We start from the raw sequence: 22,680 nt of genomic DNA, 5'->3' as shown, positions 1-22,680 counted from the left end.
GGCGGCCCCTTTACCCTCAAACCGGGATGACGTCGACTTCGACTTCGAGCGCGTGCGCGCCCGACGACACGATCAATCCTTCCACCGGCGGCACGTCGGAATAGTCGCGGCCGCGGGCGACGAAGATGTGGTCGTCGCCGGCGGGGATCGCGTTGGTCGGGTCGAGGCCGAGCCAACCGAAGCCGGGGCCGCACCACACCGACGCCCAGGCGTGCGAGGCGTCGGCGCCGGCGAGCCGCGGCTTGCCGGGCGGCGGGATGGTGCGGATGTAGCCGCTGACATAGAGCGCCGGCAGGCCGAGGCCGCGCAAGCCGGCGATCATCACATGGGCGAAGTCCTGGCAGACGCCGCGCTTGCGGGCGAAGGATTCGACCGGCGAAGTCGTCACCTCGGTCGCGCCCGATTCGTAGACGAAATCGGCCTTGATGCGATGCGCGAGCTCCGCCGCGCCCTCGTAGATCGGCCGGCGCGGCGGAAAGCTCGCCCGCGCGTAGTCGGTCGCGGCGGCGAACAGCGGCGCGAGCCGGCTCGGATAGATCGCCGCCGCCGGCGAGTCGGCCTCGAGCGAGGCGGCCGACGCGGCGAGCGCGGCGACGTTCTCCCAGGTCGGCGTCAGCGCGGCGAGCGGCGGCGCCGGCCGCTCGACCACGACGCGCGCGCGCGAATGCAGCGTCAGCTCGCGGTGCGGCGTCTCGATGCGCAGCTTGAGCACGCGATTGGCGAAGGCGTCGGTGCGCTCGATCAGCGTCAGCGGGCGCGGCGTCACTTCGACGCCGGCTTCGAGCACGCGCTGCCCGTCTTGCGAACGCGGCAGCAGGCGCAGCACGCAGACGTTGACGGCGACCGGCGCGTCGTACTGATAGCGGGTGAGATGAGAGACGTCGTAGATCAAGCGAGACCCACGCCGCCGTCGGCGCGGCTCGCCGCGGCGCCTTGCAGGAAATAGCGGGCGGCGATCGCGTCGGCGAGCGTCATCACCCGCTGCTCGACCGCGAGAATGCGCGAATCGTCGACCCGGTCGGCGTATTCGGCGGCGAGTTCCGCGCGCAGCAGCGTCGACAACCGGCGCGGCTCCTCGGGCACGCCGTCCTGCTTGAGGGCGGGCAGGGCGGCGAGATGCTCGTCGACCAGGTTGACCTGGAAGGCGACCGAACGCGGGTTGAACGGATCGAGTAGCGCCATGTCGCGCACCGGCGCGAGGGCGACGCCGATCAGCGTGCGCGAACGATAGGTGATCTGCGAGTCGATCAGGTCGAGCAGCACGTCGAGCGCATATTCGGTGGCGTCCTGGCCGGCGAACTGGCGCGACAGGCGGCAGGTGTTGATCGCGCGCTCGATGCGGCGGCCGAGCTCGTAGAACACCCAGCCGGCGCTGCGGTTGAAGTTCTCGTCGAACAGGCCGGCGAGGGCGGCCACGACCGTCAGCGCCTCATCGACGCAATCGAGGATCCCCGGCTCGTCGAGACGTTCGGGCGCGTCGCCGATGATCGTCTCCAGCCGGCCGATCAGGTGCCAGATCTGCGGCGTCAGGCGCTCGCGGATGACCGACGCGGCCTGCCGCGCCGAGCGCGCGATCGACAGCGCCGAGCCATAGCTCTGGTCGTCGCGCAGCGCCGCTTCGCTGGCGACGATCGGGCTTTCGGCCGCGATTTCGGCTTCCGTCGCGCCCCACGCGACCAGCAGGCCCTTCAGCCGCTCGATCGATTGCATTGAGCCGTGACTGGGGGCGTCGGGGTCGACGGAGCGCGCGCACAGGCAGCGCACCAGCCTCAGCGTCGCCTCCTCGCGTTCGAGATAGCGCCCGAACCAGAACAGATTGTCGGCGGCGCGGCTCGGCAGGTTGCCGAGCATGCGCACGATGCGCGCCGTCTCGGGCGGCGGCAGCAGGCTCACCGCCTCGACTTGCCGCTCGGCGAGCACCCAGACGTCGGCCGATTCGACCCCTTCGCCCATCGACACCGCGCGCCCGTCGGCCTGATCGGAAATGCGGCAGAAGCCGCCCGGCATCACCTTCCAGCCGTCGGGCGTCGCCGCCGCGTAGACGCGCAGCACGAACGGTCGCGGCACCAGCCGGCCGTCCTCCCAGCGCGGCGTCGTCGACAGGCGCACGACGTCCTGGCCGACGAAATCGACGCCACGGGCGGCGATCGCCGCGCGCAGCGCGGCGCGATCGGTCTCGGGAAGTTCGCCAGCGGCGACCGGTCGGCCGGTGGCGAGGCCGGGGAGGGAATCGGAAAAAGCGCCGGCGATCGAAAACGACTCAAGTCCGGCGAGCACCCGTTCGCGCTCATTGGGCTGTCCGCCCCACCAGGTGGCGATATTCGGCATAATCAGGTCTTCGCCGATCAGCCGGCGGGCGAGGGCGGGCAGGAAGGCGAGCAGCGCGCGCGACTCGAGCAGGCCCGAGCCGGGCATGTTCTCCACCGCCACGCCGCCGGAGCGGATCGCTTCGATCAAGCCGGGGACGCCGATGCGCGAGGCGGCGTTGAGCTCGAGCGGGTCGCACCATTCGGCGTCGACGTGCCGCCACAGCACGTCGCAGCGCTTGAGCCCGGCGATCGTGCGCACGAACACGCGGCCGTCGCTGACTACCAGGTCGTCGCCCTCGACCAGCAGGAAGCCGAGGTAGCGGGCGAGATAGGCCTGCTCGAAATAGGTCGCGCTGAGCGAACCAGGGGTGAGGATGCCGATGCGCGGCTCGCTGCGCTCGCCGGCGGCGCGCAGGCCGTTGCGCAGCTCGCGGAAGAACGGCGCCAGCCGCTCGACGTTCATCCGGCCGTAGAGGTTGGAGAAGGCCTGCGAGACGACGAGGCGGTTCTCCAGCGCGTAGCCCGAGCCGGATGGCGCCTGGGCGCGGTCGCCGAGCGCCCACCAGCGCCCGTCGGGCCCGCGACCGATGTCGGCGGCGTAGAGCCTGAGCCAGCGCTTGCCGGGCGGCGTGACGCCGCGCATCGCGGCGACGAAATCGCGCGAGCCGGTCACGGCGGCGGCGGGCAGCAGCCCCTCGGCGACCAGCCGCCCATCGCCGTAAATGTCGGCGAGCACGCGATCGAGCAGCTCGGCGCGCTGGATTACGCCGCGCTCGATCTCGCGCCACTCCGACTCGGAGATCAGCAGCGGCATCCGGCTCAACGGCCAGCTGCGCTCCGCCGCTTCGCCCTGCACGCGATAGGACATGCCGCGATTGCGAATGCGGCGATCGGCGGCGGCGAAGCGCTGGTCGATCTCGTCCGGCTCGAGATCGGCGAGCGCGCCCAGCAGCCGCTCCCAATGCGGCCGCCGCTGGCCGTCGGCGCCGACGAACTCGTCGGGAATGCCCGGCAGCGGCGCATAGTCGCGCGTCCACGCCGCGACGCGCTCGAGCGCATCGCGTTCAGGCGAAGCGGCGGCGCGGGCGAAACGCGCCAGCCGCCGCGCCTCCGCTTCGTAAGCGTTGACCGGCGCGGTCTCGTAGTTGCGCCCGCCGGGGTGGGCGACGTGATAGACGCAGCCGCCGAGCGAGCGACCGCTCCAGGAATCGAGGATGTCGAAGGTCAGCGGCGCGTGGACGTCGATCGTCGGGTGAAGGCTGGAGGCGGGCTTCCATGCCTTGAAGCGCACGCCCGCCACCGCTTCCCCCGCCCGGCCGGTCGGCTGCAGCGGCAGACGGCGGCCGTTGCAGGTCAGGATATGGCGGCCGACGACGAGGCCGTTGGCCTTGGCCTGCAGCCGCTCGACCGACGAATCGACATAGCGCGCCGTGCCGCCGGCGGTCGTCTCCTCGCCGAGCACGTGCCAGGGCTCGAGCGCCTGGCGAATTTCCAGTTCGACGCCGCCGTGGGCGACGCGGCCGTAGGCGGGAAAGCGGAATTCGCGCTGCGCCTCGTACCATTGCGGATCGAAGGCGTAGCCGGCGCCTTTGAGATCGTCGAGGACGCCGAGAAAGTCGTCCCAGACGAAATGCGGCAGCATGAAGCGGTCGTGCAGGCTGGTGCCCCAGCGCACCGGCGCGCCCTGCTGCGGCTCGCGCCAGAACCAGGCGATCAGCGCGCGCAGGAGCAGTTGCTGGGCGAGGCTCATGCGCGCGTCGGGCGGCATTTCGAACGAGCGGAATTCCACCAGGCCAAGCCGCCCGGTCGCGCTGTCGGGCGAATAGAGCTTGTCGATGCAGATTTCGGCGCGATGGGTGTTGCCGGTGACGTCGACGAGGAGATTGCGAAACAGCCGGTCGACCAGCCACAGCGGCGCCGCTTCGCCGGCCGCCGGCGTGCGCGACAGCGCGATCTCCAGTTCGTAGAGCTGATCGTTGCGCGCTTCGTCGAGGCGCGGCGCCTGGCTGGTCGGACCGATGAACAGCCCGGAGAACAGATACGAAAGCGACGGGTGGCGCTGCCAATAGAGGATCAGGCTCGCCAGCAGATCGGGCCGGCGTAAGAACGGCGAATCGGCCGGCAAGGCGCCGCCGAGCACGACGTGGTTGCCGCCGCCGGTGCCGGTGTGGCGGCCGTCGGCCATGAACTTGTCGGTGCCGAGCCGCGACTGGCGCGCGTCTTCGTAGAGCACGGTCGTCGTCGCCACCGCCTGGCGCCACGACGCGGCGGGATGGATGTTGACTTCGATGACGCCGGGATCGGGCGTCACCTTGATGCAGTCGACGCGCGGGTCGAACGGCGGCGTGTAGCCCTCGATGCGGATCGGGACGTTTCTCTCGCGCGCGGTCGCTTCGACCGTGCCGAGCAATTCGAGATAGTCGTCGAGTTTCGGCGTCGGCGGCATGAAGACGCACAGCACGCCGTCGCGCGGCTCGATGGTGAGCGCGGTGCGCACCGCGCCCTCGGCGGCGAACTGTTCGTTCTGGGTTTGCTGTTCCACGCCGGTCAGCGCCGGCGCGACCTGGCGGAACTGCATCGGCTCGGGCAATTCGCCGCGCGGGTCCATCGGGTCCTGCTCGTGGACGAACGGGGCGTCGGACGGTTTGACGTGGGGCAGCGTCTTCATCGGCAAGCGCAGCCCGACCGGCGAGTCGCCGGGCACGAGAAAGAGCTTGCCGCGCCTCAGCGGCCAGCGCTCGCTGCGCCAGGCGGGCTTGGCCTCGGCGTTCCAGCGCTGCACCGGCAGGACGAAGCCGGTCGGTCGCGCCAGGCCGTGGTCGAAGGTGCGCACCATGCGCGCGCGTTCTTCCGGATCGTCGATCTTCGGGTCGGAGGGATCGACGTTGATCGGCAGCGCGCTCTCGCGCAGCAGCCAATAGGGCGCATCCTCGTAGGCCGGGATGACGTAGTCGGACTCGATGCCGAGGCGGACGGCGACTTCCCCGGCGAGCGCTTCGGCGTCGGAGTCGGTCGCCGCCGCGGTCGCGCCGGCCCCGGCGATCAGCAGCGGGTCATGCCAGAGCGGCTTGCCGTCCTTGCGCCAATAGAGCGCGAAGGCCCAGCGCGGCAGGCTCTCGCCGGGGTACCATTTGCCCTGGCCGTAATGCAGGAAGCCGCCGGGCGCGAACCGCGCCTGCAAGCGCCGGATCAGCGTCTCGGCGCGCGCCTGCTTATTGCCGCCGACGGCCGCCGTGTTCCATTCCGGAGCGTCGTACTCGTCGATCGAAACGAAGGTCGGCTCGCCGCCCATGGTCAGGCGCACGTCCTGGGCGACGAGATCGCGATCGACTTTCTCGCCGAGCGCGTCGAGCTTGCTCCAGGCTTCGTCGGTGAAGGGCAGGGTGACGCGCGGCGCCTCGCGCAGTCGGGTCACCTTCATGTCGAAGCCGAACGTGACCTGCGCCGGCTCGACCAGGCCGGTAATCGGCGCCGCCGAACGGTAATGGGGCGTCGCGCAGAGGGGGAGGTGGCCTTCGCCGCAGAACAGGCCCGAAGTCGCGTCCATGCCGATCCAGCCGGCGCCGGGGATATAGACCTCGGCCCAGGCGTGCAGATCGGTGAAATCCTTGTCCGTGCCGCGCGGGCCCTCGATCGGATCGACGTCGGCCCTGAGCTGGATGAGATAGCCGGAGACGAAGCGCGCCGCGAGGCCGAGCCGGCGCAGGATCTGCACCAGCAGCCACGCCGAATCGCGGCACGAGCCCGAGCGCAAGGCGAGCGTCTCGTCCGGCTCCTGGACGCCGGCCTCCATGCGGATGACGTAATGGATCATGTGCTGCAGTTCGGCGTTGAGGGCGACCAGAAACGGGATGGTCCTTCCGCGCCGCGCGCCGAGCTGCTCAAGGTGCTGCTTCAACAAAGGGGTTTCGGGCTCGGGCGCGAGATAGGCGGCGAGTTCGGTCGCCAGCTCCTCCGAATAGGCGAAGGGAAATTCCTCGGCGTAGGGCTCGACGAAGAAGTCGAAGGGATTGATGACCGCGAGTTCGGCGGTGAGATCGACCTCGATCTTGAATTGCTCGACCAGCTCGGGAAACACGTAGCGCGCGAGCCAGTTGCCGTGCGGGTCCTGCTGCCAATTGACGAAGTGATTGGCCGGCGTGACCTTGAGCGAATAGCTCGGCACCCGCGTGCGGCAGTGGGGCGCCGGACGCAGCCGGATCGACTGCGGCCCCAGCGCGACCGGCCGGTCGTAGAGGTAGCTGGTGATGTGATGCAGGCCGACGAGAATCGCCAAACGAGGCCCCTTGCCCAGACGGAAGCGCTTGTCCTAGCAAGGCGCGGGCCGCCGGCCAATTGGCGACGTCTGCGACGGGCCTGTCAACCCGACGGGGATCCGGCGCCGCGCAGCGCCCAATTTGGCGGCGCCTGCGCCCGAAGCGTGGCGCGAAAGCCGGCGGCGTTGGCGGCGGAACGCTTGCATCGCCGCGACGCTTGCGGCAAAAGGAGCCGCCGTAGGAGTGTAGCTCAATTGGTAGAGCACCGGTCTCCAAAACCGGGGGTTGGGGGTTCGAGTCCCTCCTCTCCTGCCAGCGTCTCCCGCTGATCGTCCGATCGCCCGGGCTGAAAGCGTCGCCTTCGCATCGCCGGCGCCGACGGGCGCGGCTCTGACGTTGTCATTCGCCGAAAATAGACCTTGAATCATGTAGTTGCTAAACGCGCTTCGACTCTGACGTGAAGCCGCGTTCTGGCGCGCGCCGCCAAGATGCGCCAGACTGATGGTTCGAATTTGAACGCGCCAAGCGTCGCGCCGAAAGATCGCCCCCATGACGCCGCGCAGCCGACGGGCGGTCTCGCGGCGGCCGCGGGTCTCGACCAGTTTGAGCACGAGCGCCAGCTCGGCCGGCGTGGGCTCGGCGATCGGCCGATTGGCGATCGGCGAGCCGAGGTCTTGCGACGGCCAATTGTTCTGGGCGATCGCCGCCTCGGCCGCGCCGCGCTCGCGGAGGTTGTCGACAGAATATCTTGCGCGACCGCGCCGAGCGGTTTGCGCGCCGGCGTGGCGGCGGCGAGCTGGCCGGGCTTCTTATGCGCGCTGAGGCCGCGCCGTCCGAGAGCCGCACGGCTCGTTCTTGAAGCGGGCAGCGTTGATGTCGAGCAATGCGCGCGTCATGCGGGCGCCGGCTTGCGGGCGCCGCCGCCGCGCCCGAGACGGCGCCGGCAAAATCGCGCGACGCAACCTGACGCGACGCGATGCGACGATGCCGCGCTTCGTTTCAAGCATATGATTTTATTTGAGTGTTGAAGTCTTACATCACACAACGAGAAGGTGTGATGGTGCCCAGGGGCGGAATTGAACCACCGACACTGCGATTTTCAGTCGCATGCTCTACCAACTGAGCTACCTGGGCGCCGCGAAGCGCCTCGGCGCCGCGGACGGCGGTTTATAGGTAGGCGTCGTCGGCTTGGCAAGCGCCTCCCGCCGCCCGGCGCCAGGCTGCGCCGATGGACATCGCCAGCGGCGCGTGGAACCATTCGAGCGCGACATCGCCGTCGCCCGGAGGCCGCCATGATCCGTGTCGTCGCCTGCCTCGCCGCGCTCGCAATTGCAGCGCCTGCCTTGGCCGCCCCGGCGATGGCCGAGCCGATGCCCAAACACGTCGGCGATTGCGCCAAGACCAAGGTCGCGCGGATCGAGACGCGGCTGATCGACGGCGACGGCAAGCCGGTCGCCGGTTCGGGCAGCGCGGTCGACTTCGTCAACGGCGGCTACCAGGTCTCCTACGACCAGGTCGCGGCGATCGACGCCTCGCGGCCCGGCGATCCGGCCGAGGTCTGCCTGGTCTCGGTTCCGAAAGGCTGCCCGAAGGGCGACCATCGCGGCAAGATCTACAAGACCGTCAATCTGCGCAGTCACGGCCAATGGACCCTGCCTGACGCCGAACATTCCTGCGGCGGCGCGTAATCGACGAGGCGCAGGGGATATGGCGAACGCGCGCGCGCGGCGGGTCTCGATCGCCAACGATCCGCGCGCGCGCGCGCTCCTCTATCAGGCTCTGCTCGCCGCGGCGCTGATCGGCCTCGCAGTCCTCGCCTGGCGCAACGCCGTCGCCAACATGCAGGCGCGCGGCGTGCCGATGGGCTTCGGCTTCTGGGACGAGACCGCCGGCTTCGACATCAATCAGACGCTCATTCCCTATTCGGCGCTGTCGACTTACGGCCGCGCGTTCTGGGTCGGCCTCATCAACACCCTGCTGGTTGGCGCGGTCAGCATCGTGTTGGCGACGCCGCTCGGCTTCGCCGTCGGCCTGGCGCGGCTCGCGCCCAACTGGCTGCTGTCGCGGCTGGCGCTGGTCTATGTCGAACTGACGCGCAACACGCCGCTGCTGTTGCAGCTGTTCTTCTGGTACAACGCGGTGCTGAAGACGTTGCCGTCGCCGCGCCAGTCGATGAGCGTCGCCGGCGTCGTCTTCCTCAACAATCGCGGCCTCTACCTGCCGCGCCCGATTTTTTATGACGGCGCACGGCTTGTCGGCGCGGCGCTGGCGCTCGCCGCCGCGCTGATCTTGGCGTTGGCGATCGCGGCGCGTCGGCGCCAGGCGGCGACGGGCGAGCGGTCGCACGACCTGTGGACCGCGCTGGCGCTGATCGCCGGTCTGCCGGCGGTTGCCTATTTCACCGCCGGCCGGCCGATCGGCCTCGAGTTCGCGCAGCTCTCCGGCTTCAACCTGCGCGGCGGGACCGAGATCCATCCCGAATTCGCCGCGCTTGTCTTCGGCCTCGTGACCTATACCGCCGGCTTCATCGCCGAGATCGTGCGCGCCGGCGTCATGGCGGTGCCGCGCGGCCAGAGCGAGGCGGCCGCCGCGCTCGGCCTGCATCGGCCGTTGGCGCTGCGGCTGGTCGTCGTGCCGCAGGCGCTGAGGCTGATCACGCCGCCGCTGACCTCGCAATATCTGAACATCATCAAGAACTCGTCGCTCGCCGTGTTCGTCGGCTATCCTGACCTGGTGCTCGTCTTCGCCGGCACGGTGCTCAACCAGACCCATGCGGCGATGCAGGTGATGGCGGTGACGATGGCCGTCTATCTGGCGATCTCGCTGGTCGTCTCCTTCGCGCTCAACCTGTTCGACGCGCGCAACGCGCTGAAGGAGCGCTAGCATGGCCGCCGTCGCCTATGTGCGGGCCGCTCCCGGGCCGATCCTGCCGCCGCCGCTCGCCCGGCGCGGCGCGATCGGCTGGCTGCGCGCCAATCTGTTCTCGTCGCGCTGGTCGAGTGCGGTCACGCTGCTGCTGCTCGCGTTCTGCCTGTGGACGCTGCCCGATCTGATCGCCTGGGCGACGACGCGCGCGGTGTGGCGCGCGTCCGACGGCGCGCTCTGCCGCGCCCATCAGGACGGCGCCTGCTGGGCCTTCATCGCCGACAAGCTCGACTATTTCCGTTACGGCTCCTATCCGCAGGCCGAACGGTGGCGGGTCGACGTCGTCGAGGGAATCGGCGCCGTGCTGATCGTCTGGCTGCTGTGGCCGGGCGCGCCGCGCCGCGGCTTCGGCGCGATCCTGTTCTTCGTCGTCTATCCTGTGGTCGGTTTCGTGCTGCTGCGCGGCGCGGAAAGCCTCCGCCTGCCGCTGGTCGACACCCAGCTCTGGGGCGGGATTTTCGTTTCGCTGCTGACGGCGCTAGTCGGCATCGTCTTCTCGCTGCCGCTCGGCGTGCTGCTCGCCCTCGGGCGCCGTTCGCGCCTGCCGATCGTCAAGGCCGCGAGCGTCATGTTCATCGAGGGCGTGCGCGGCGTGCCGTTCATCGCCGTGCTCTACATGGCCGAGAACATGCTGCCGCTGTTCCTGCCGCCCGGCTGGATTCCTGATCGTTTCATTCCGCCGCTGGTCGGCGCGGCGCTGTTCGCCGCCGCCTATCTCGCCGAAGAAGTGCGCGGCGGGCTGCAGGCGCTGCCGCGCGGCCAGTACGAAGGGGCGATGGCGCTGGGCTTAAGCTATTGGCGGCTGATGGGCCTCGTCATTCTGCCGCAGGCGCTGACGCTGGTCATACCGGGCCTGGTCAACAATTTCATCGGCCTGTTCAAGGATACGACGCTGGTGGCGAGCGTCGGCATGGTCGATTTTCTCGCCGCGATCGACAACGGCCTCAAGGACGCGGTGTGGAGCGGTCCAACCCTGCTGACGACCGGCTACGCCTTCGCCGCGGCGTTCTATTTCGTCTTCTGCTATGCGATGTCGCGTTATTCGGCGGCGATCGAGCGGCGGCTGGCGCTGGGGCGGCGGCAGTAGGAGCGGGCGGGGGAAAGGCGTCGATGGCGAGCGATCCGATCATCGAATTCGTCGACGTGCACAAATGGTACGGTTCGTTCCATGTGTTGCGCGCGATCAATCTCGCCGTCGGGCGCGGCGAGCGCATCGTCGTCTGCGGCCCGTCCGGCTCGGGCAAGTCGACGCTGATCCGCTGCGTCAATCGGCTCGAGGAGCATCAGCGCGGATTGATCCGCGTCGACGGGGTCGAGCTCACCCGCGACCTCAAGAGCGTCGACGAGGTGCGGCGCGAAGTCGGCATGGTGTTCCAGTCGTTCAACCTCTTCCCCCATCTGACGGTGCTGGAGAACTGCGCGCTGGCGCCGCTCTGGGTGCGCAAGACGCCGAAGCGCGAGGCGGAAGCGCTGGCGATGAAGTTCCTCGAGCGGGTCAAGATCCCCGAACAGGCGTTCAAATATCCCGGCCAGCTGTCCGGCGGCCAGCAGCAGCGCGTCGCCATCGCCCGCGCCTTGTGCATGAACCCGAAGATCATGCTGTTCGACGAGCCGACCTCGGCGCTCGACCCGGAGATGGTCAAGGAAGTGCTCGACGCGATGACCGAGCTCGCCGAGGAGGGCATGACCATGGTCGTCGTCACTCACGAGATGGGCTTCGCCCGCAACGTCGCCGACCGCGTCGCGTTCATGGACCAGGGCGAGATCGTCGAGATCAACGCGCCGAACGAATTCTTCGCCCACCCTCAGCACGAGCGGACCAAGGCGTTCTTGGGGCAGATTTTGCGGTGAGGGGAGCGGCCATGTCGCGCCGCCGCCGTCAAGCGCCTGCAGCGCTCCTACGCTCGCGCTTCGGCCGCTTCGCGGTGACTGCGTCGTCGCGACATGGCGTTTGGTTGTCATGATCTCCGACGTCCAAATCCGGCGCTGCGCGCCGGTCGTGGGCGTCGGAGATCATGCAAACCTTCCGCCTGAGCCACGCGGAGGGGTCAAGGCCGCGAAGCGCCGCCGATAGGCGGTTTGGCCTTGACGCCGAGCATGGCTCAGGCAGTCAGCGCGGGCCTCACTTCACCGGAATCTCGATCAAGCTCGGCCCTGACCGCGCAAATGCCCTCTTCGCAGCGGCGGCGATCGCTTCGCGACTGTCGGCGCGCGCGGCTGGCACGCCCATCGCGGCGGCGAGGGCGAGGAAGTCGATCGGCGGGTCGGTGACCTCCATGCCGACGAAGCGGCCGGCGAGCGCGTTGGCGCAGCCGAGCTGGCGCGCGACGTTCTGCAGCACGCCGTAGCGGCGGTTGTTGAAGACGAAGAACACGACATGCGCTCGCTGGTGGGCGGCGCTCCACAGCGCCTGCGGCGAGTACATCGCGCCGCCGTCGCCGACCAGCGACGCCACCGGCCCGGAATGCTGCAACGCTGCGCCGACCGCCGCCGGCATGTTGCAGCCGAGCACGCCGCCGCGCGAGAAGAAGTAGCGCCCCGGCCGCGTCGCCATCAGCTCCTGCACCGCGCCGAAGGTCGCCGCCGAATCGTTGGTGATCAGGGCGTCGTCGGGCAGGGCGTCGAACACGGCGAGCACCGCCGCGTCGGAGGTCAGCTCGGAGTGCGCGCCGGCGAGAATCGCGGCGCGCGTCGCCGCGGCGTGATCCGCCTTGAGCTTCGCCCGCGCGCCGATGCGCGCCGCCACCGCGGTCGCGTCGACCTTGGCGCGCAGCGCGGCGGCGGCGGCGGCGAGCGTCGCCGGAACCTCGCCGAGGAGGGCGAGGTCGGCGGCGTGCTCGCGGCCGAACGCCTCGGGCGTCTCGGCGACGTGGAAGATCCTGACCCCGTCGGGGATCGGCTCGACGTCGCGATAGGGATAAGCGATGAAGGCGCGGCCGCCGACCAGGACCAGCGCCTTCAGGCCGGCGAGCCGCGCCCGCATCTCGGCGAAGTCCGGCTTCAGCACGCCCGCCCAGCACGGATGCGCGGCGGGGAAGGCGACGCGCGAGGTGAGCTGCGTGCCCCACACCGCGTAGCCGCCCGCTTCGGCGAAGGCGACCAGCGCGTCGGCCGCCGAGGGCGCGAGGTCGTCGCCGAGCACGACGACGACGTCGTCCGGGCCGTAAGGCGCCAGCGCCTCGGCAAGCGCCGCCGCGTCGGGCGAGGGGCCGAGCCGCGCCGGCGCGGAGCGCGGCGGCGCCGGCTCGTTCGCTTCCTCGCCGAGCACGTCCATCGGCAACGACAGAAACACCGGCCCGCACGGCGGCGTGCGGGCGATGGCGAAAGCGCGTCGGACGAGCTTGCCGACGTCGGCGCCGCGCCGCGCTTCGCCGGCCCATTTCATCGCCGGCGAAGCGAGCGCGACCAGATCGCCGGCGAGCCACGGCTCGCTCGACAGATGACGCGTGTCCTGCTGGCCGGCGGTGACGACCAGCGGCGTTTCGCTCGCCTTGCTGGCGACCAGCGCCCCCATCGCGTTGCCGAGCCCGCCCATCGCGTGGAGATTGACGAAGCCGACCTTGCCCGAGGCGAGCGCCCAGCCGTCGGCCATGGCGACCGCCGTCGCCTCCTGCAGGCCAAGCACATAGGCGACGTCGGGCGCGTCGACCAAAGCGTCCATCAGCGGCATCTCGGTCGAACCGGGGTTGCCGAAGACATGGGTGACGCCTTCGTCGCGCAGGACGTCGATGAGAACGTGATAGGCGCGTCGCGTCATGGGCAGGCCTCCGGCGCGCGCGGCGGCAGGCGCCGGTCGCATCGGCAGCCTAAACCGGGCGCGGCGAAATCGGCGCGCGTTGTGCGCCGCGCGCTGCCGCTACAACGCTATCCGATGTTGCAATTCTCGCTGTTCGTGGCATTGAATTGCGCATGGACGAAATCGACCGCAAGATCTTGGGCGAACTCCAACAGAACGCCGCCATCGCCAACCAAGAACTGGCGGCGCGTGTCGGCCTCTCGCCCTCGCCGTGTCTCAGGCGCGTGCGCGCGCTCGAAGCGGAGGGAATCATTCGCGGCATCGTCGCGCTGGTCGACGGCAAGGCGGTCGGCGCCGGTTTCGTCGCCTATGTCGAGGTGCGGCTGGAAAAGCAGTCGGAGGCCTTTTCGTCGCGCTTCGAGACGGCGATCCTCGCCCGGCCCGAGGTGCTCGAATGCGCCTTCGTCACCGGCGCCTACGACTACCTGCTCAAGATCGCCGTCGCCGACCTCGACGAATTCCATCGCTTCCTCACCGAGACGCTCGCGCGCATCGACGGCGTCGCCAACACCCGCACCACCATTCCGGTCAAGCGGATCAAGGAGACGACGGCGCTGAGAGTCGGCGCGGGCGAAAAGGGCGCGGCGCGCCGACGCGATTGAAGGACGGCGGCCCGAGATTGAACTTGCGGAGGCGGCCGAGAGCGCACTGTCGACTTCGGGCGATCGGAGCGCCGAAGCGGGCGTTCGCTTCGGCGCGGCGCTGCGGGCGCTCTTGCTGCTAGGCAGCCTGTCGCGCCTGGTAAAACATTTCCAGGAGTCCACGCACTTCCGAGGCGGGCACGGGGCGGCTGAAGAGATAACCCTGCACTTCCGTGCAGCGATACGCGATCATCGTCTTGAGTTGATCCTCGGTCTCGACGCCTTCGGCGGTCGTCGTTATCCCGAGCGTCCGGCCGAGGTTGGCGATCGCTCTGACGATCTCCCGCGCGTCTCGCTGATCGATGTTCTTGACGAAGGATTGATCGATCTTGATCTTATCGAACGGAAAGCTTCGCAGATAGCTGAGCGACGAATAGCCGGTTCCGAAATCGTCCATCGCAATTTTGGCCCCAAGGCCGCGCAGCCCGTGCAGCGTCGCCAGATTGTCGCTGCTTCCGTCGAGCAGGACCGACTCGGTGATCTCGAGTTCCAGTCGTCGGGCCGGCAATCCGGCGTCGGCAAGCGCCTTGCTAACCGTTCCGATCAGATCGCCCGTCCTGAATTGACAAGCCGACAGGTTGACCGAAACGCGTACGTCGGTAGGCCAATGAATCGCTTCCTGGCACGCCGTCCTTAGCACCCATTCGCCCAACGGCACGATCAGGCCCGTTTGCTCCGCCAACGGAATAAAGTCGGCTGGCGAGATCATGCCGCGCTCGGGATGGCGCCAACGCACCAGCGCCTCGAAGCTTTTGATCGTTCTGCTCTTGGCGCTGTTGATGGGTTGAAAGTAGACTTCAAATTCACTGTTCGCCAATGCCTTACGTAGATCGATCTCGAGCCCGCGCCGGGATTGAAGCTCGGCGTCCATCGCGACCTCGAAAGAACGCCAGGTCTTGCCGCCCTCCATCTTCGCGCGACTCAGCGCGATATCGGCCTGGCGCAACAGCGGCGGGCCGGCGGTTTCGTCGCGCGGCGCCAACGCCATCCCCACGCTCGCGTCGATGTTGATTTGATGACCTTCGATTTCGTAGGGTCTGGTGAGAACATCCAATACTTGCCGTGCGAGGTCGATCGGTTCGTCCGGTCCCGCGATTCCAATCTGCAAAATCGCGAACTCGCTCCCGCCGATTCTGGCGAGGGTGTCGCTTCCTTGGACGCACGCGCTCAATCGAGCGGCGACCTCGCGAAGCAAGGCGTCGCCGACTGCATGGCCGAGAGCGTCGTTGGCGCTCTTGATATGATTGAGCCCGACACAGAGAACAGCGAACGCGTCGCCACGTTGAAGGCCAGCGACGGCCCTCTCCATGCGCTCCTGAAGAAGGTAGCGATTGGCGACGCCGGTCAAGGCGTCGTAATGCGCCATGTGCGACAGCTGCTCTTGAGCCTTGTGCCGCTCGGTGATGTCTTCATGCGTGGCGACCCATCCTCCCTCGTTGATCGGCTGATGGCGAACGAAAATGATGCGCCCGTCTCCAAGGACGCGCGTCGCGGTTGTTTCGTTCTTTGTCAGATCGATGGCGCGGTGTTGCGCAAGGACATCGTCATAGCCGAGGTCGCGGTAGCCGAACGTCTTCACCCGATGGGCGACAATGTCCCGCCAGCGCGCGCCCGGCTGCGTCAGCTCGTCCGGCAACGCATACATTTTCGCGTAGCGTTGATTGCAGACGATCAGGCGATCGTCGACGTCGAACATGCACAGGCCCTGCAACATGTTGTTGAGGGCGACCTCAAAGCGTCCGGCGTGTTTCAAGATCTCCCGCTGGGCCGTACGCTCGATTTCGGCGGCCAGGCGAACGCGCTCGGTCTCCGCATTATGCGTCCCGACCAGCTTTTGCTGGTAGGCGACCATGTTGGCGAAATCGCGCGAATAGGTGAGCAGAACATACACCATGACCGCCGAGACCAGCAGCGTATTGATCGCGATTGCGATGAAAACGGGGTGCCCTGTGGCCAGGAAGAAGATCGAGAAAGGAACGACGGTGACGCCGGTCAGCAAGAGGGCGGCGGATCGCAGATGCATCAGGCAGAAGATGGCGCTGATCACCGTGATCGCCATATAGAATACGACGTGCCCCTGCGCGTAGGCGTCGCCGTATTGGTAGAGAGCGAGTCCCCAGACGAGGAACATCGCGCCAAAGACGCCGGCGACGACGACCGTGGCGTTGAGGAGGCTGCGCGCGTCGGCGTCGCTGATCGCTCCGCCGCGCGACTTCACCCAGGCTCGCGCTCGCATGAGGCCGGCGATCAAGACGATGGTCGGGAAGCCGATCGTGAGGAAATCGGGCGCGATCCCGTAGTGAGTCGAGGCGACGGCCGCCGTATTCACCAAGACGATGAAATAGAGAAGCGGAATTCGTCTGGACAGAGCCTTGACCTGCGATTGCATCAGGCTCGGATTGTCGGTTGGAATAGCAAGTAATCCTACAGGCGGTTCTGTCGGGTCGCCATTGCTTTGATGTTCGATCGTGGTCATTGCCGTTGCGGCCCGAAAAATTGTATTCACGACGCCAGTCCTGCTCACGTTTCGGCTGTCGGTTCTGCGCAGCCTGCTCGGTCGCCGGCAATGTTGCGTCAAACCCGCTTCGACGAATCTTGGCGCGCGCCGGTCTCTTTGCGGCATCGACGGGAAGTTCCGGATCCTTCCAGAACGAGCGTGCGGCGTCATGCCCGCGCCCCGGGGAACGGCGTTCGCCCGGTTCGACCGTCACGCAGGACTGTGAAGGCTGATCATTAACAATGGCTTTCGGGCAATCTTTCGCGCCCGTCGACGTCGCTGGCGAAGGCCGCGCGCGGCATTGCAAACGGACCCGCGCCCGCCTGACGCGCGCGCTTGACTTGGCGCGCGGGGCGGGGCTCTTGGCCGCTCAAGTCCGTCGCGCTGCCGGAGGTTCGCATGACCGACCGCCCCTCTATCCATCACGCCGCGGCGAAGGGCTTCGGCGCTGCGGCCGAGGCCTATCAGGAATCGCGGCCCGACTATCCCGCGGCGCTCGCCGATTGGCTCCGCGACGAGCTCGGCCTCGCGCCGGGCCGCGTCGTCGTCGATCTCGGCGCCGGCACCGGCAAGTTCACGCCGCTGCTCAATGCGACCGGCGCGCGGGTGGTCGCCGTCGAGCCGGTCGAGGCGATGCGCGCGCTGCTGGTCGCCGCCCATCCCGACGTCGAGGCGCTTCCCGGCGAAGCCGACCATCTGCCGCTCGCCGACGCCTCGGTCGACGCCATCGTCTGCGCGCAGTCGTTCCATTGGTTCGCCCGGCCCGCCGCGCTGAGCGAGATGCGGCGCGCGCTCAAACCCGGCGGCGCGCTCGGCCTGGTGTGGAATGTCCGCGACGCGCGCGTCGCCTGGATGGCGGCGCTGACCAAGATCCTCGATCGCCATCAGGGCGACGCGCCGCGCCACGAGAGCGGGCGCTGGCGCGAGGTTTTTCCCGCGCCGGGCTTCACGCCGCTGACCGAACGGCGCTTCGCCTACGAGCACGTCGGATCGCCCGAGCGCGTCATCGTCGAACGCGCGCTGTCGGTCAGTTTCATCGCCGCGCTGCCGAAAGACGAACAGGCGCGGGTGGCCGACGCGGTGCGGGCGCTGATCGCGGCGACGCCGTCGCTCGCCGGCCGCGCCACGGTCTCATTTCCCTACGTGACGCACGCCTACGCCTGCCGGCGGCGCGACTGACGCGGCGACGCGTCGCCGGTCAACCGCCGGCGCGCGCCTGCGCCGCCGCCGGCTTCGCCGCGCGCGTCGCCAGCGCGCGGTCGAGACGGCGGCGCAGCGGCTTGTCGCCATGCGCCGGATGGCTGGGGTCGGCCGCGGCCGCTCCCATGCGACGCATCAGATCGTAGTCGTGTTCGTCGCGATACGGCTTAAGATCGAGATCGGCGGGCAGCTTGGTCAGCCGCTCGTCGCCCATCGTCTTGACGTATTGCTGCATGAAACGGTCGTAAGCGCGCCAAGAGACGGCGTCGGCGCGCACCGCCGCTTCCTCGGCGCGCGTCGCGATCTGGTGCGCGTGCTGATAGTGGAGATCGAGCTGGTCGATCAGCGTCTTTTCGACTTCCTCGTGCAACAGCAGATAGCGGTCGACCGCCACGTCGCGGCCGCGATAGCGGAACGTCGGCGGCAGATGGCGGTCGATGTAGATGCGTTTGCCGTCGAGGCTGTAGCCGGCGAGATAGGGAATGTCGTGCTCGCGGTCGATCGAACCGACGCGGCGGGCGATGGCGTCGAGCGCGCGGTCGAGCATCAGGCTCGAGACGTAAGTGTCGGGAATGCGCAGCTTGTGGTGGGCGGCGATCGGGTGGCAGCAATCCTGCGGCATGGGCGCCTCCGAAAACGAAAACGCCGCTCCGCCCTGGGGCGAAGCGGCGTCGATCTTGACGGCCGACGGGGGCGGCCGCTAGCGACGGATCACTTCGGCTCTTCGCCCTTCGCGGCGGCGTTGCCGGCCGCCTTGGCGTCGGCTTCGCACATATAGGCGCCGTGCTTGGTCGTGCCGTAGCTCTTGTGGCCGGCGAAGTGGTACTTATGCGACGTGGTGTTGAGCCAGACGACGGTGTCGCTCGGGCAATGCGCCTTCGCCTCGGCCTCGGCGGCGAACTGGCCGGCGCCCTCGGCGGCGGCCGGCGCCGCGGCGGCCGGCGTCTTCTTCGGCTTGGGCGTCGCCATGGGCATGGTCATCGGCGTCGCGGCGGCGGCCGGCGTCATCGCCGGCGCAGGCGCGGCGGCCGCAGTGGGCGTGGCTGCCGGGGCGGGAGCGGGAGTGGAGGCCGCGGCCGGAGCGGCCGCCGGTTCAGCACTGCCTTTGCAATGCGATTGCTGGAAATCGCGGTAGGTCATTCCGGTTGCGGTCCCAGCCGCCTCGGCGGCCTTCCAGTCTGCGCCACACTGTTTGTTCGACATTGCATTGGCTGGGCCGATCATCGCCAGGCCGAACGCGCCGGCGAGCGCCATGGCCGCAAAGCCAATCGCGAAACTCTTGTTGTACATCGTCTGTCCCCTTGTCCTCCGCTCCGCGCCGCCGCTTCGCTCAGCGTCAGAGTGCCTTTGCGCCGCGATTCGCTGCGGCCACGCGATCCACGGCTTTACGCCGCCGAACTTTTCACGAACAGGTTCTTGAGCCGCTTCAGCCGGGTCGAAAAGCCGTGCCGGTTCTGCTCGGCGTCGACCACCGCCTGCGAGGTGACCCAATTCAGCTGGATCGCCCGTCGCTGGCCGGAGATCGGCTTGTGGCCGTGCCAGGAATTGTCGGCGCGGCGGAACGCCAGCAGCGTGCCGCCGTAGGGCGGCACTTCGGCGACATAGTCGTCGAGATTTTCGGGTCCGCGCAGGAGCCGAAGGCGCCCGGCGTCCTCCTGCCAGCGCTCGTTCATATAGAGCAGGACGGTGATGATTTTGGTCTTCGAGTCGGTGTGGATCGCGCCGTCGCGTTCGCGCACGTAGCCGCGCACGGTGTACATGGTCGGTCGGCCGGAAAGGTCGATGTCGAACTTGCGTTCGATCGCCGCCTGGAACTCCGGGCCGCGCAGTTCGTCGATCAGCGCGCGGAAATGGCCGTGGATCTCGAGCTCCGCCGGCGGATGCGACCCTGGCCCGGGAACCTCAGGATAATCAGATAGAACGGCGGGGAAATTCTCGCTCTTGAGGAAGTCGGGCACGACGACGAAGTCGAAAGGGTCGCGCTCGAGCGGCGCACGCTCCAGCCCGGCGAAATCGCAATAGCTCATCGGCCGCTCCAGCTCGGCGCCCGTCGGGCCGCGCGCCGTTTCGGGGCGAGCCTATACCAGATCGCCTGGATGCAGCCAAGAATTGGAGCGTTTCAACTTTCGCCGCGCCGCTGCGATCGTCGCCGCGAGCCCGCCGCTCGCCTCGAGCCCGCTCCAGCCGGGCTCGGCGAGCGCTTCTGCCGATTGGCGCGCGGCGATTGCGGCGTCGGCGTCGGAAGCGTCGCCGCTGCGCCGGCCGATCCGTTCGAGGCGCGTCGCGAGCGGCCCCTGAAGCCAAAGACCGATGAAGGGGACGGCGAGTTCGGCGGCGAGCCGCGCCGCGGTTCGTCGCTCGTGAGACTTGGCGTAGACCGCGTCGAGAACGACGCCCTGGCCCGCGGCGAGCGCGCGGCGCGCCTTGTCGATGAGGCGCGCGTAAGTCGCCTCGGTCGCGGCGAGGTCGTAGCCGGCGGGCGGCAGGCGCTCGGTCTCGGCGACGGCGAACAAGCGCTTGCGTTCGACGTCGCTGCGCAGCGTCAGCGCGCCCGGCGACCGTCCGATCTCCGGCGCGAGCGCGGCGGCGAGCGCGCTTTTTCCCGCTCCCGAAAGGCCGCCGATCGCGACCAGACGCGGCGGCGCAGGGCGCAAGAACGCCTCGGCGAGGACGAAATAGCGGCGCGCCAGCGCGCGCTCGGCGCGCCGCGCGCCGCCGGCGAGATGAGCGAGGTTCGCCGCTTCGACCTTGGCGCGGATCGCGGCGCGCAGGCTCATGAAGAACGGCAGGGCGGCGAGCCCGTCGAGCTCGTCCGTCCGGCCGAGCGAAAGATAACTCGCCAGCAGAAGGTTGGCCGCGGCGGCAAGGTCGCGCTCCCAAAGGTCCATCAGCGTGAAGGCGAGATCGTAAAGGACGTCGCCGGCGGCGACGTCGGGATCGAACGCGATCGCGTCGAACAAGGTCGGCTCGCCGTCGATCAGCGCGATGTTGCGCAGGTGCAGGTCGCCGTGACCGCGCCGCACCCGGCCCGCTTCGCCGCGCGCGATCAGCAGCGATCGAAGCGCGGCGAACGCGACGCGGCTCTCGCGGTCGAGCGCCGCGGCGCGCTGCGGCGCGAACAAGTCTGGCCGCGCCGCGAAGGCGGCCTGGTTCTGATCGAGATAAGTCGCCAGCGACCGCGTCGCGCGTTCGCCGTCGCCCTGCGGCGCGCGGTCGTGCGAACGGCGGATGGCGGCGGCGAGGCGGCGGATCAGGTCGCTCGACAATTCGCCGCGTTCGGCGACGCGGTCGAGCGTCGCGTTCTCGTCGAAGCGGCGCATATGCGTCGTCCATTCGACGACTTCGCCCTCGCCGCCGATCGCCAGGCCGCCGCCGCGGCGCACGATCGGCGTCACGCCGAGATAGACGCCAGGCGCGTTGTCGCGATTGGCGGCGATTTCCGCCTCGCAGGCGGCGCGGCGCTTGTCGAGGGTGGAGAAGTCGAGAAACGGCAGCCGGATCGCCCGCAGCGCCTTGTAGGCGTCGTCGCCGGCGAGGAAGACCGCCGCGCCCTGGGTGTCGATGCGCGTGACCGGCCCGATTCCGCCGTGGGCGGCGGGGTCGGCGAGAAAGGCGAAAACCTCCGATTGGTCGCCCTCTGCGGGCGTCGGCGGGCCGGCGGTCGGGGCGCTGCTTTTGGTCATCGGGCTGGCCGCCGAGTCTAGCGCGTTCGCTCCGGCCCGTCGCGCCCTTGACCTGCCTCAAGCGATCCAACCGCGACGGGGCTCTATTCCACGGTTCGCATCGCGCTTCGCCTGTGGCGGCCGACCCGCTAAGCTCGCTGCCGCCGGATTCGCCGCCCTGGGGCCCGATCGATCATGTCCCGTATCGAAAACCGCACGTTCGACGAACTGGCGATCGGCGACAAGCACACCTACACCCGCACGCTGACGCCGGATGATTTCGAGCGCTTCTCTCGCGCCGCCGGCGAGCTTGACCCGGCCGCGGTCGAATCGGGCCTGGTCAGCACCAACGGTTTCGAGGCGATCGCCGGCGCCGCCGGCTGGGCCGGCGCGCTGACGGCCTCGGTGATCGCCGGACAGTTCCCCGGCCTCGGCTCGCTGCTCGTTCGCCAGTCGTTCGCCGACCAGGGCCCTGCGGCGCCGGGCGATGCGGTGACGCTCGCGGTTTCGGTGCGGGCGAAGGGCGAGGGTCGGCGCGTCACGCTCGACCTGCGCGCCGTCAACCAGCGCGGCGAAGCGATCCTCGCCGGCAGCGCCGAAGTCGTCGCGCCGTCGGAGAAGATCGCGCGCGGCCGGGTGCGCGGCCGCAACGGAGAAATCCACGAGAAGGGACGCCGCTATCGCCAGCTACTCGAACTGGTGCGCGGCTTCAAGCCATTGCGCACCGCGGTGGTCCATCCGGTCGACGAAGCCTCGCTGGTCGGCGCGGTCGAGGCGGCGCGCGAAAAGCTGATCGAAGCGGTGCTGATCGGCCCGGAGGCGAAGATCCGCCGCGCCGCCGAACTGGCCAACCTCGACCTCGCCGGGTTCGAGATCGTCGACGCGCCGCACAGCCACGCCGCCGCGGTCTTGGGCGTGGCGATGGCGCGCGAAGGCAGGGCGGAGGCGCTGATGAAGGGCGCCTTGCACACCGAGGAGCTGATGAGCCCGGTCGTCGAGGCTGCGACCGGCCTGCGCACCGCGCGCCGCATCACCCACGTCTTCGCCATCGATGCGCCGAACTATCCGCGCCCGCTGTTCATCACCGACGCGGCGGTCAACATCTATCCGAGCCTGATGGACAAACGCGACATCGTCCAGAACGCGATCGACATGGTGCGCGCTCTGGGCATCATCACGCCGCGGGTGGCGATCCTGTCGGCGGTGGAGACGGTGTCGCCCGACATCCGCTCGACCATCGACGCGGCGGCCTTGTGCAAGATGGCCGATCGCGGCCAGATCACCGGCGGCATCCTCGACGGCCCGCTGGCGTTCGACAATGCGATCTCCGAGGAGGCGGCGATCAGCAAGGGCATCGTTTCGCCGGTTTCCGGCCGCGCTGAAATCCTCGTCGC

14 protein-coding genes, 2 tRNA genes and 3 pseudogenes are annotated in these 22,680 nt (G+C 68.9%); 8 read left to right on the top strand and 11 right to left on the bottom strand.

Annotation, left to right across the window (positions count from 1 at the left end):
* Window positions 1-16: 16 nt before the first annotated feature.
* The 3 genes and pseudogenes from ABSF49_RS11560 to ABSF49_RS11550 form a co-directional block, all read right to left on the bottom strand.
* Window positions 17-892, bottom strand: a complete 876-nt coding sequence (locus ABSF49_RS11560; RefSeq protein WP_424112803.1) for a transglutaminase family protein — start codon at window positions 890-892, stop codon at window positions 17-19.
* Window positions 889-3,108, bottom strand: a pseudogene (locus ABSF49_RS11555) (circularly permuted type 2 ATP-grasp protein); the annotation flags it as partial. The pseudogene ABSF49_RS11555 and the gene ABSF49_RS11560, both read right to left, overlap by 4 nt.
* Window positions 3,109-3,375: 267 nt before the next feature.
* Window positions 3,376-6,585: pseudogene (locus ABSF49_RS11550) on the bottom strand (transglutaminase family protein); the annotation flags it as partial.
* A gap of 219 nt (window positions 6,586-6,804) precedes the next feature.
* On the opposite strand from ABSF49_RS11550, the gene ABSF49_RS11545 reads away from it, so the two are divergent.
* Window positions 6,805-6,880: transfer RNA gene (locus ABSF49_RS11545), tRNA-Trp, on the top strand.
* A 230-nt stretch (window positions 6,881-7,110) separates the two neighbouring features.
* Here the strand turns inward: ABSF49_RS11545 and ABSF49_RS11540 are convergent.
* A pseudogene (locus ABSF49_RS11540) lies at window positions 7,111-7,266 on the bottom strand (phage integrase central domain-containing protein); the annotation flags it as partial.
* A gap of 357 nt (window positions 7,267-7,623) precedes the next feature.
* A tRNA-Phe gene (locus ABSF49_RS11535) sits at window positions 7,624-7,699 on the bottom strand.
* Between the two features lie 158 nt (window positions 7,700-7,857).
* Here ABSF49_RS11535 and ABSF49_RS11530 point away from each other — a divergent pair.
* From ABSF49_RS11530 to ABSF49_RS11515, 4 genes are read left to right on the top strand one after another with little or no spacing between them, the layout of a single operon-like run.
* Window positions 7,858-8,253 (top strand): hypothetical protein, encoded by a 396-nt coding sequence (locus ABSF49_RS11530; RefSeq protein ID WP_424112802.1) that lies wholly within the window; start codon window positions 7,858-7,860, stop codon window positions 8,251-8,253.
* Window positions 8,254-8,272: 19 nt separating this feature from the next.
* The gene (locus ABSF49_RS11525) at window positions 8,273-9,448 is read left to right on the top strand and encodes an amino acid ABC transporter permease (RefSeq protein WP_424112801.1); all 1,176 of its coding nucleotides are present in this window, start codon (window positions 8,273-8,275) and stop codon (window positions 9,446-9,448) included.
* A gap of 1 nt (window position 9,449) precedes the next feature.
* On the top strand, window positions 9,450-10,577 hold the full coding sequence (locus ABSF49_RS11520) for an amino acid ABC transporter permease (RefSeq protein WP_424112800.1): 1,128 nt from the start codon (window positions 9,450-9,452) through the stop codon (window positions 10,575-10,577).
* Between the two features lie 23 nt (window positions 10,578-10,600).
* Window positions 10,601-11,341: an amino acid ABC transporter ATP-binding protein gene (locus ABSF49_RS11515; RefSeq protein WP_424112799.1), complete on the top strand. Its 741-nt coding sequence runs from the start codon at window positions 10,601-10,603 to the stop codon at window positions 11,339-11,341.
* A 271-nt stretch (window positions 11,342-11,612) separates the two neighbouring features.
* Here ABSF49_RS11515 and ABSF49_RS11510 read toward each other — a convergent pair whose 3' ends face one another.
* Window positions 11,613-13,247, bottom strand: coding sequence for a thiamine pyrophosphate-binding protein (locus tag ABSF49_RS11510; protein WP_424112798.1), 1,635 nt, complete (start codon window positions 13,245-13,247; stop codon window positions 11,613-11,615).
* 152 nt (window positions 13,248-13,399) lie between these two features.
* On the opposite strand from ABSF49_RS11510, the gene ABSF49_RS11505 reads away from it, so the two are divergent.
* Window positions 13,400-13,888: an Lrp/AsnC family transcriptional regulator gene (locus ABSF49_RS11505; RefSeq protein ID WP_424112797.1), complete on the top strand. Its 489-nt coding sequence runs from the start codon at window positions 13,400-13,402 to the stop codon at window positions 13,886-13,888.
* Window positions 13,889-14,006: 118 nt separating this feature from the next.
* Here ABSF49_RS11505 and ABSF49_RS11500 read toward each other — a convergent pair whose 3' ends face one another.
* Complete coding sequence (locus ABSF49_RS11500; RefSeq protein ID WP_424112796.1) at window positions 14,007-16,403, bottom strand: putative bifunctional diguanylate cyclase/phosphodiesterase; 2,397 nt, start codon at window positions 16,401-16,403, stop codon at window positions 14,007-14,009.
* A gap of 420 nt (window positions 16,404-16,823) precedes the next feature.
* On the opposite strand from ABSF49_RS11500, the gene ABSF49_RS11495 reads away from it, so the two are divergent.
* Complete coding sequence (locus tag ABSF49_RS11495; protein ID WP_424112795.1) at window positions 16,824-17,603, top strand: class I SAM-dependent methyltransferase; 780 nt, start codon at window positions 16,824-16,826, stop codon at window positions 17,601-17,603.
* A gap of 19 nt (window positions 17,604-17,622) precedes the next feature.
* Here the strand turns inward: ABSF49_RS11495 and ABSF49_RS11490 are convergent, their stop codons facing one another.
* From ABSF49_RS11490 to ABSF49_RS11475, 4 genes are all read right to left on the bottom strand, one after another.
* Window positions 17,623-18,246 carry a hypothetical protein gene (locus ABSF49_RS11490; protein ID WP_424112794.1) on the bottom strand — a complete coding sequence of 208 codons (624 nt, stop codon included), beginning with the start codon at window positions 18,244-18,246 and terminating at the stop codon, window positions 17,623-17,625.
* Window positions 18,247-18,335: 89 nt separating this feature from the next.
* The gene (locus ABSF49_RS11485) at window positions 18,336-18,914 is read right to left on the bottom strand and encodes a hypothetical protein (protein WP_424112793.1); all 579 of its coding nucleotides are present in this window, start codon (window positions 18,912-18,914) and stop codon (window positions 18,336-18,338) included.
* 95 nt (window positions 18,915-19,009) lie between these two features.
* Window positions 19,010-19,651, bottom strand: a complete 642-nt coding sequence (locus tag ABSF49_RS11480; protein ID WP_424112792.1) for a 2OG-Fe(II) oxygenase — start codon at window positions 19,649-19,651, stop codon at window positions 19,010-19,012.
* Between the two features lie 51 nt (window positions 19,652-19,702).
* Window positions 19,703-21,307, bottom strand: a complete 1,605-nt coding sequence (locus tag ABSF49_RS11475) for a bifunctional aminoglycoside phosphotransferase/ATP-binding protein (protein WP_424112791.1) — start codon at window positions 21,305-21,307, stop codon at window positions 19,703-19,705.
* A gap of 174 nt (window positions 21,308-21,481) precedes the next feature.
* Between ABSF49_RS11475 and ABSF49_RS11470 the strand changes: the two genes are divergently transcribed.
* Window positions 21,482-22,680: bifunctional enoyl-CoA hydratase/phosphate acetyltransferase (locus tag ABSF49_RS11470; protein ID WP_424112790.1), on the top strand; the 1,199-nt coding region annotated here is incomplete at its 3' end.

Origin of the sequence: Roseiarcus sp., from assembly GCF_049514155.1 — a bacterium.
Taxonomy (GTDB): domain Bacteria; phylum Pseudomonadota; class Alphaproteobacteria; order Rhizobiales; family Beijerinckiaceae; genus Roseiarcus.
The sequence above is the reverse complement of the archived record's forward strand: the minus strand, read 5'-3'. Positions and strand labels throughout refer to the sequence as shown.

Bases quoted from the DNA above. Each gene is read 5' to 3' on its own strand.
- ABSF49_RS11530 (WP_424112802.1), top strand. From the start codon at position 7,858: ATGATCCGTGTCGTCGCCTGCCTCGCCGCGCTCGCAATTGCAGCGCCT.
- ABSF49_RS11525 (WP_424112801.1), top strand. From the start codon at position 8,273: ATGGCGAACGCGCGCGCGCGGCGGGTCTCGATCGCCAACGATCCGCGC.
- ABSF49_RS11520 (WP_424112800.1), top strand. From the start codon at position 9,450: ATGGCCGCCGTCGCCTATGTGCGGGCCGCTCCCGGGCCGATCCTGCCG.
- ABSF49_RS11515 (WP_424112799.1), top strand. From the start codon at position 10,601: ATGGCGAGCGATCCGATCATCGAATTCGTCGACGTGCACAAATGGTAC.
- ABSF49_RS11510 (WP_424112798.1), bottom strand. From the start codon at position 13,247: ATGACGCGACGCGCCTATCACGTTCTCATCGACGTCCTGCGCGACGAA.
- ABSF49_RS11505 (WP_424112797.1), top strand. From the start codon at position 13,400: ATGGACGAAATCGACCGCAAGATCTTGGGCGAACTCCAACAGAACGCC.
- ABSF49_RS11500 (WP_424112796.1), bottom strand. From the start codon at position 16,403: ATGACCACGATCGAACATCAAAGCAATGGCGACCCGACAGAACCGCCT.
- ABSF49_RS11495 (WP_424112795.1), top strand. From the start codon at position 16,824: ATGACCGACCGCCCCTCTATCCATCACGCCGCGGCGAAGGGCTTCGGC.
- ABSF49_RS11490 (WP_424112794.1), bottom strand. From the start codon at position 18,246: ATGCCGCAGGATTGCTGCCACCCGATCGCCGCCCACCACAAGCTGCGC.
- ABSF49_RS11485 (WP_424112793.1), bottom strand. From the start codon at position 18,914: ATGTACAACAAGAGTTTCGCGATTGGCTTTGCGGCCATGGCGCTCGCC.
- ABSF49_RS11480 (WP_424112792.1), bottom strand. From the start codon at position 19,651: ATGAGCTATTGCGATTTCGCCGGGCTGGAGCGTGCGCCGCTCGAGCGC.
- ABSF49_RS11475 (WP_424112791.1), bottom strand. From the start codon at position 21,307: ATGACCAAAAGCAGCGCCCCGACCGCCGGCCCGCCGACGCCCGCAGAG.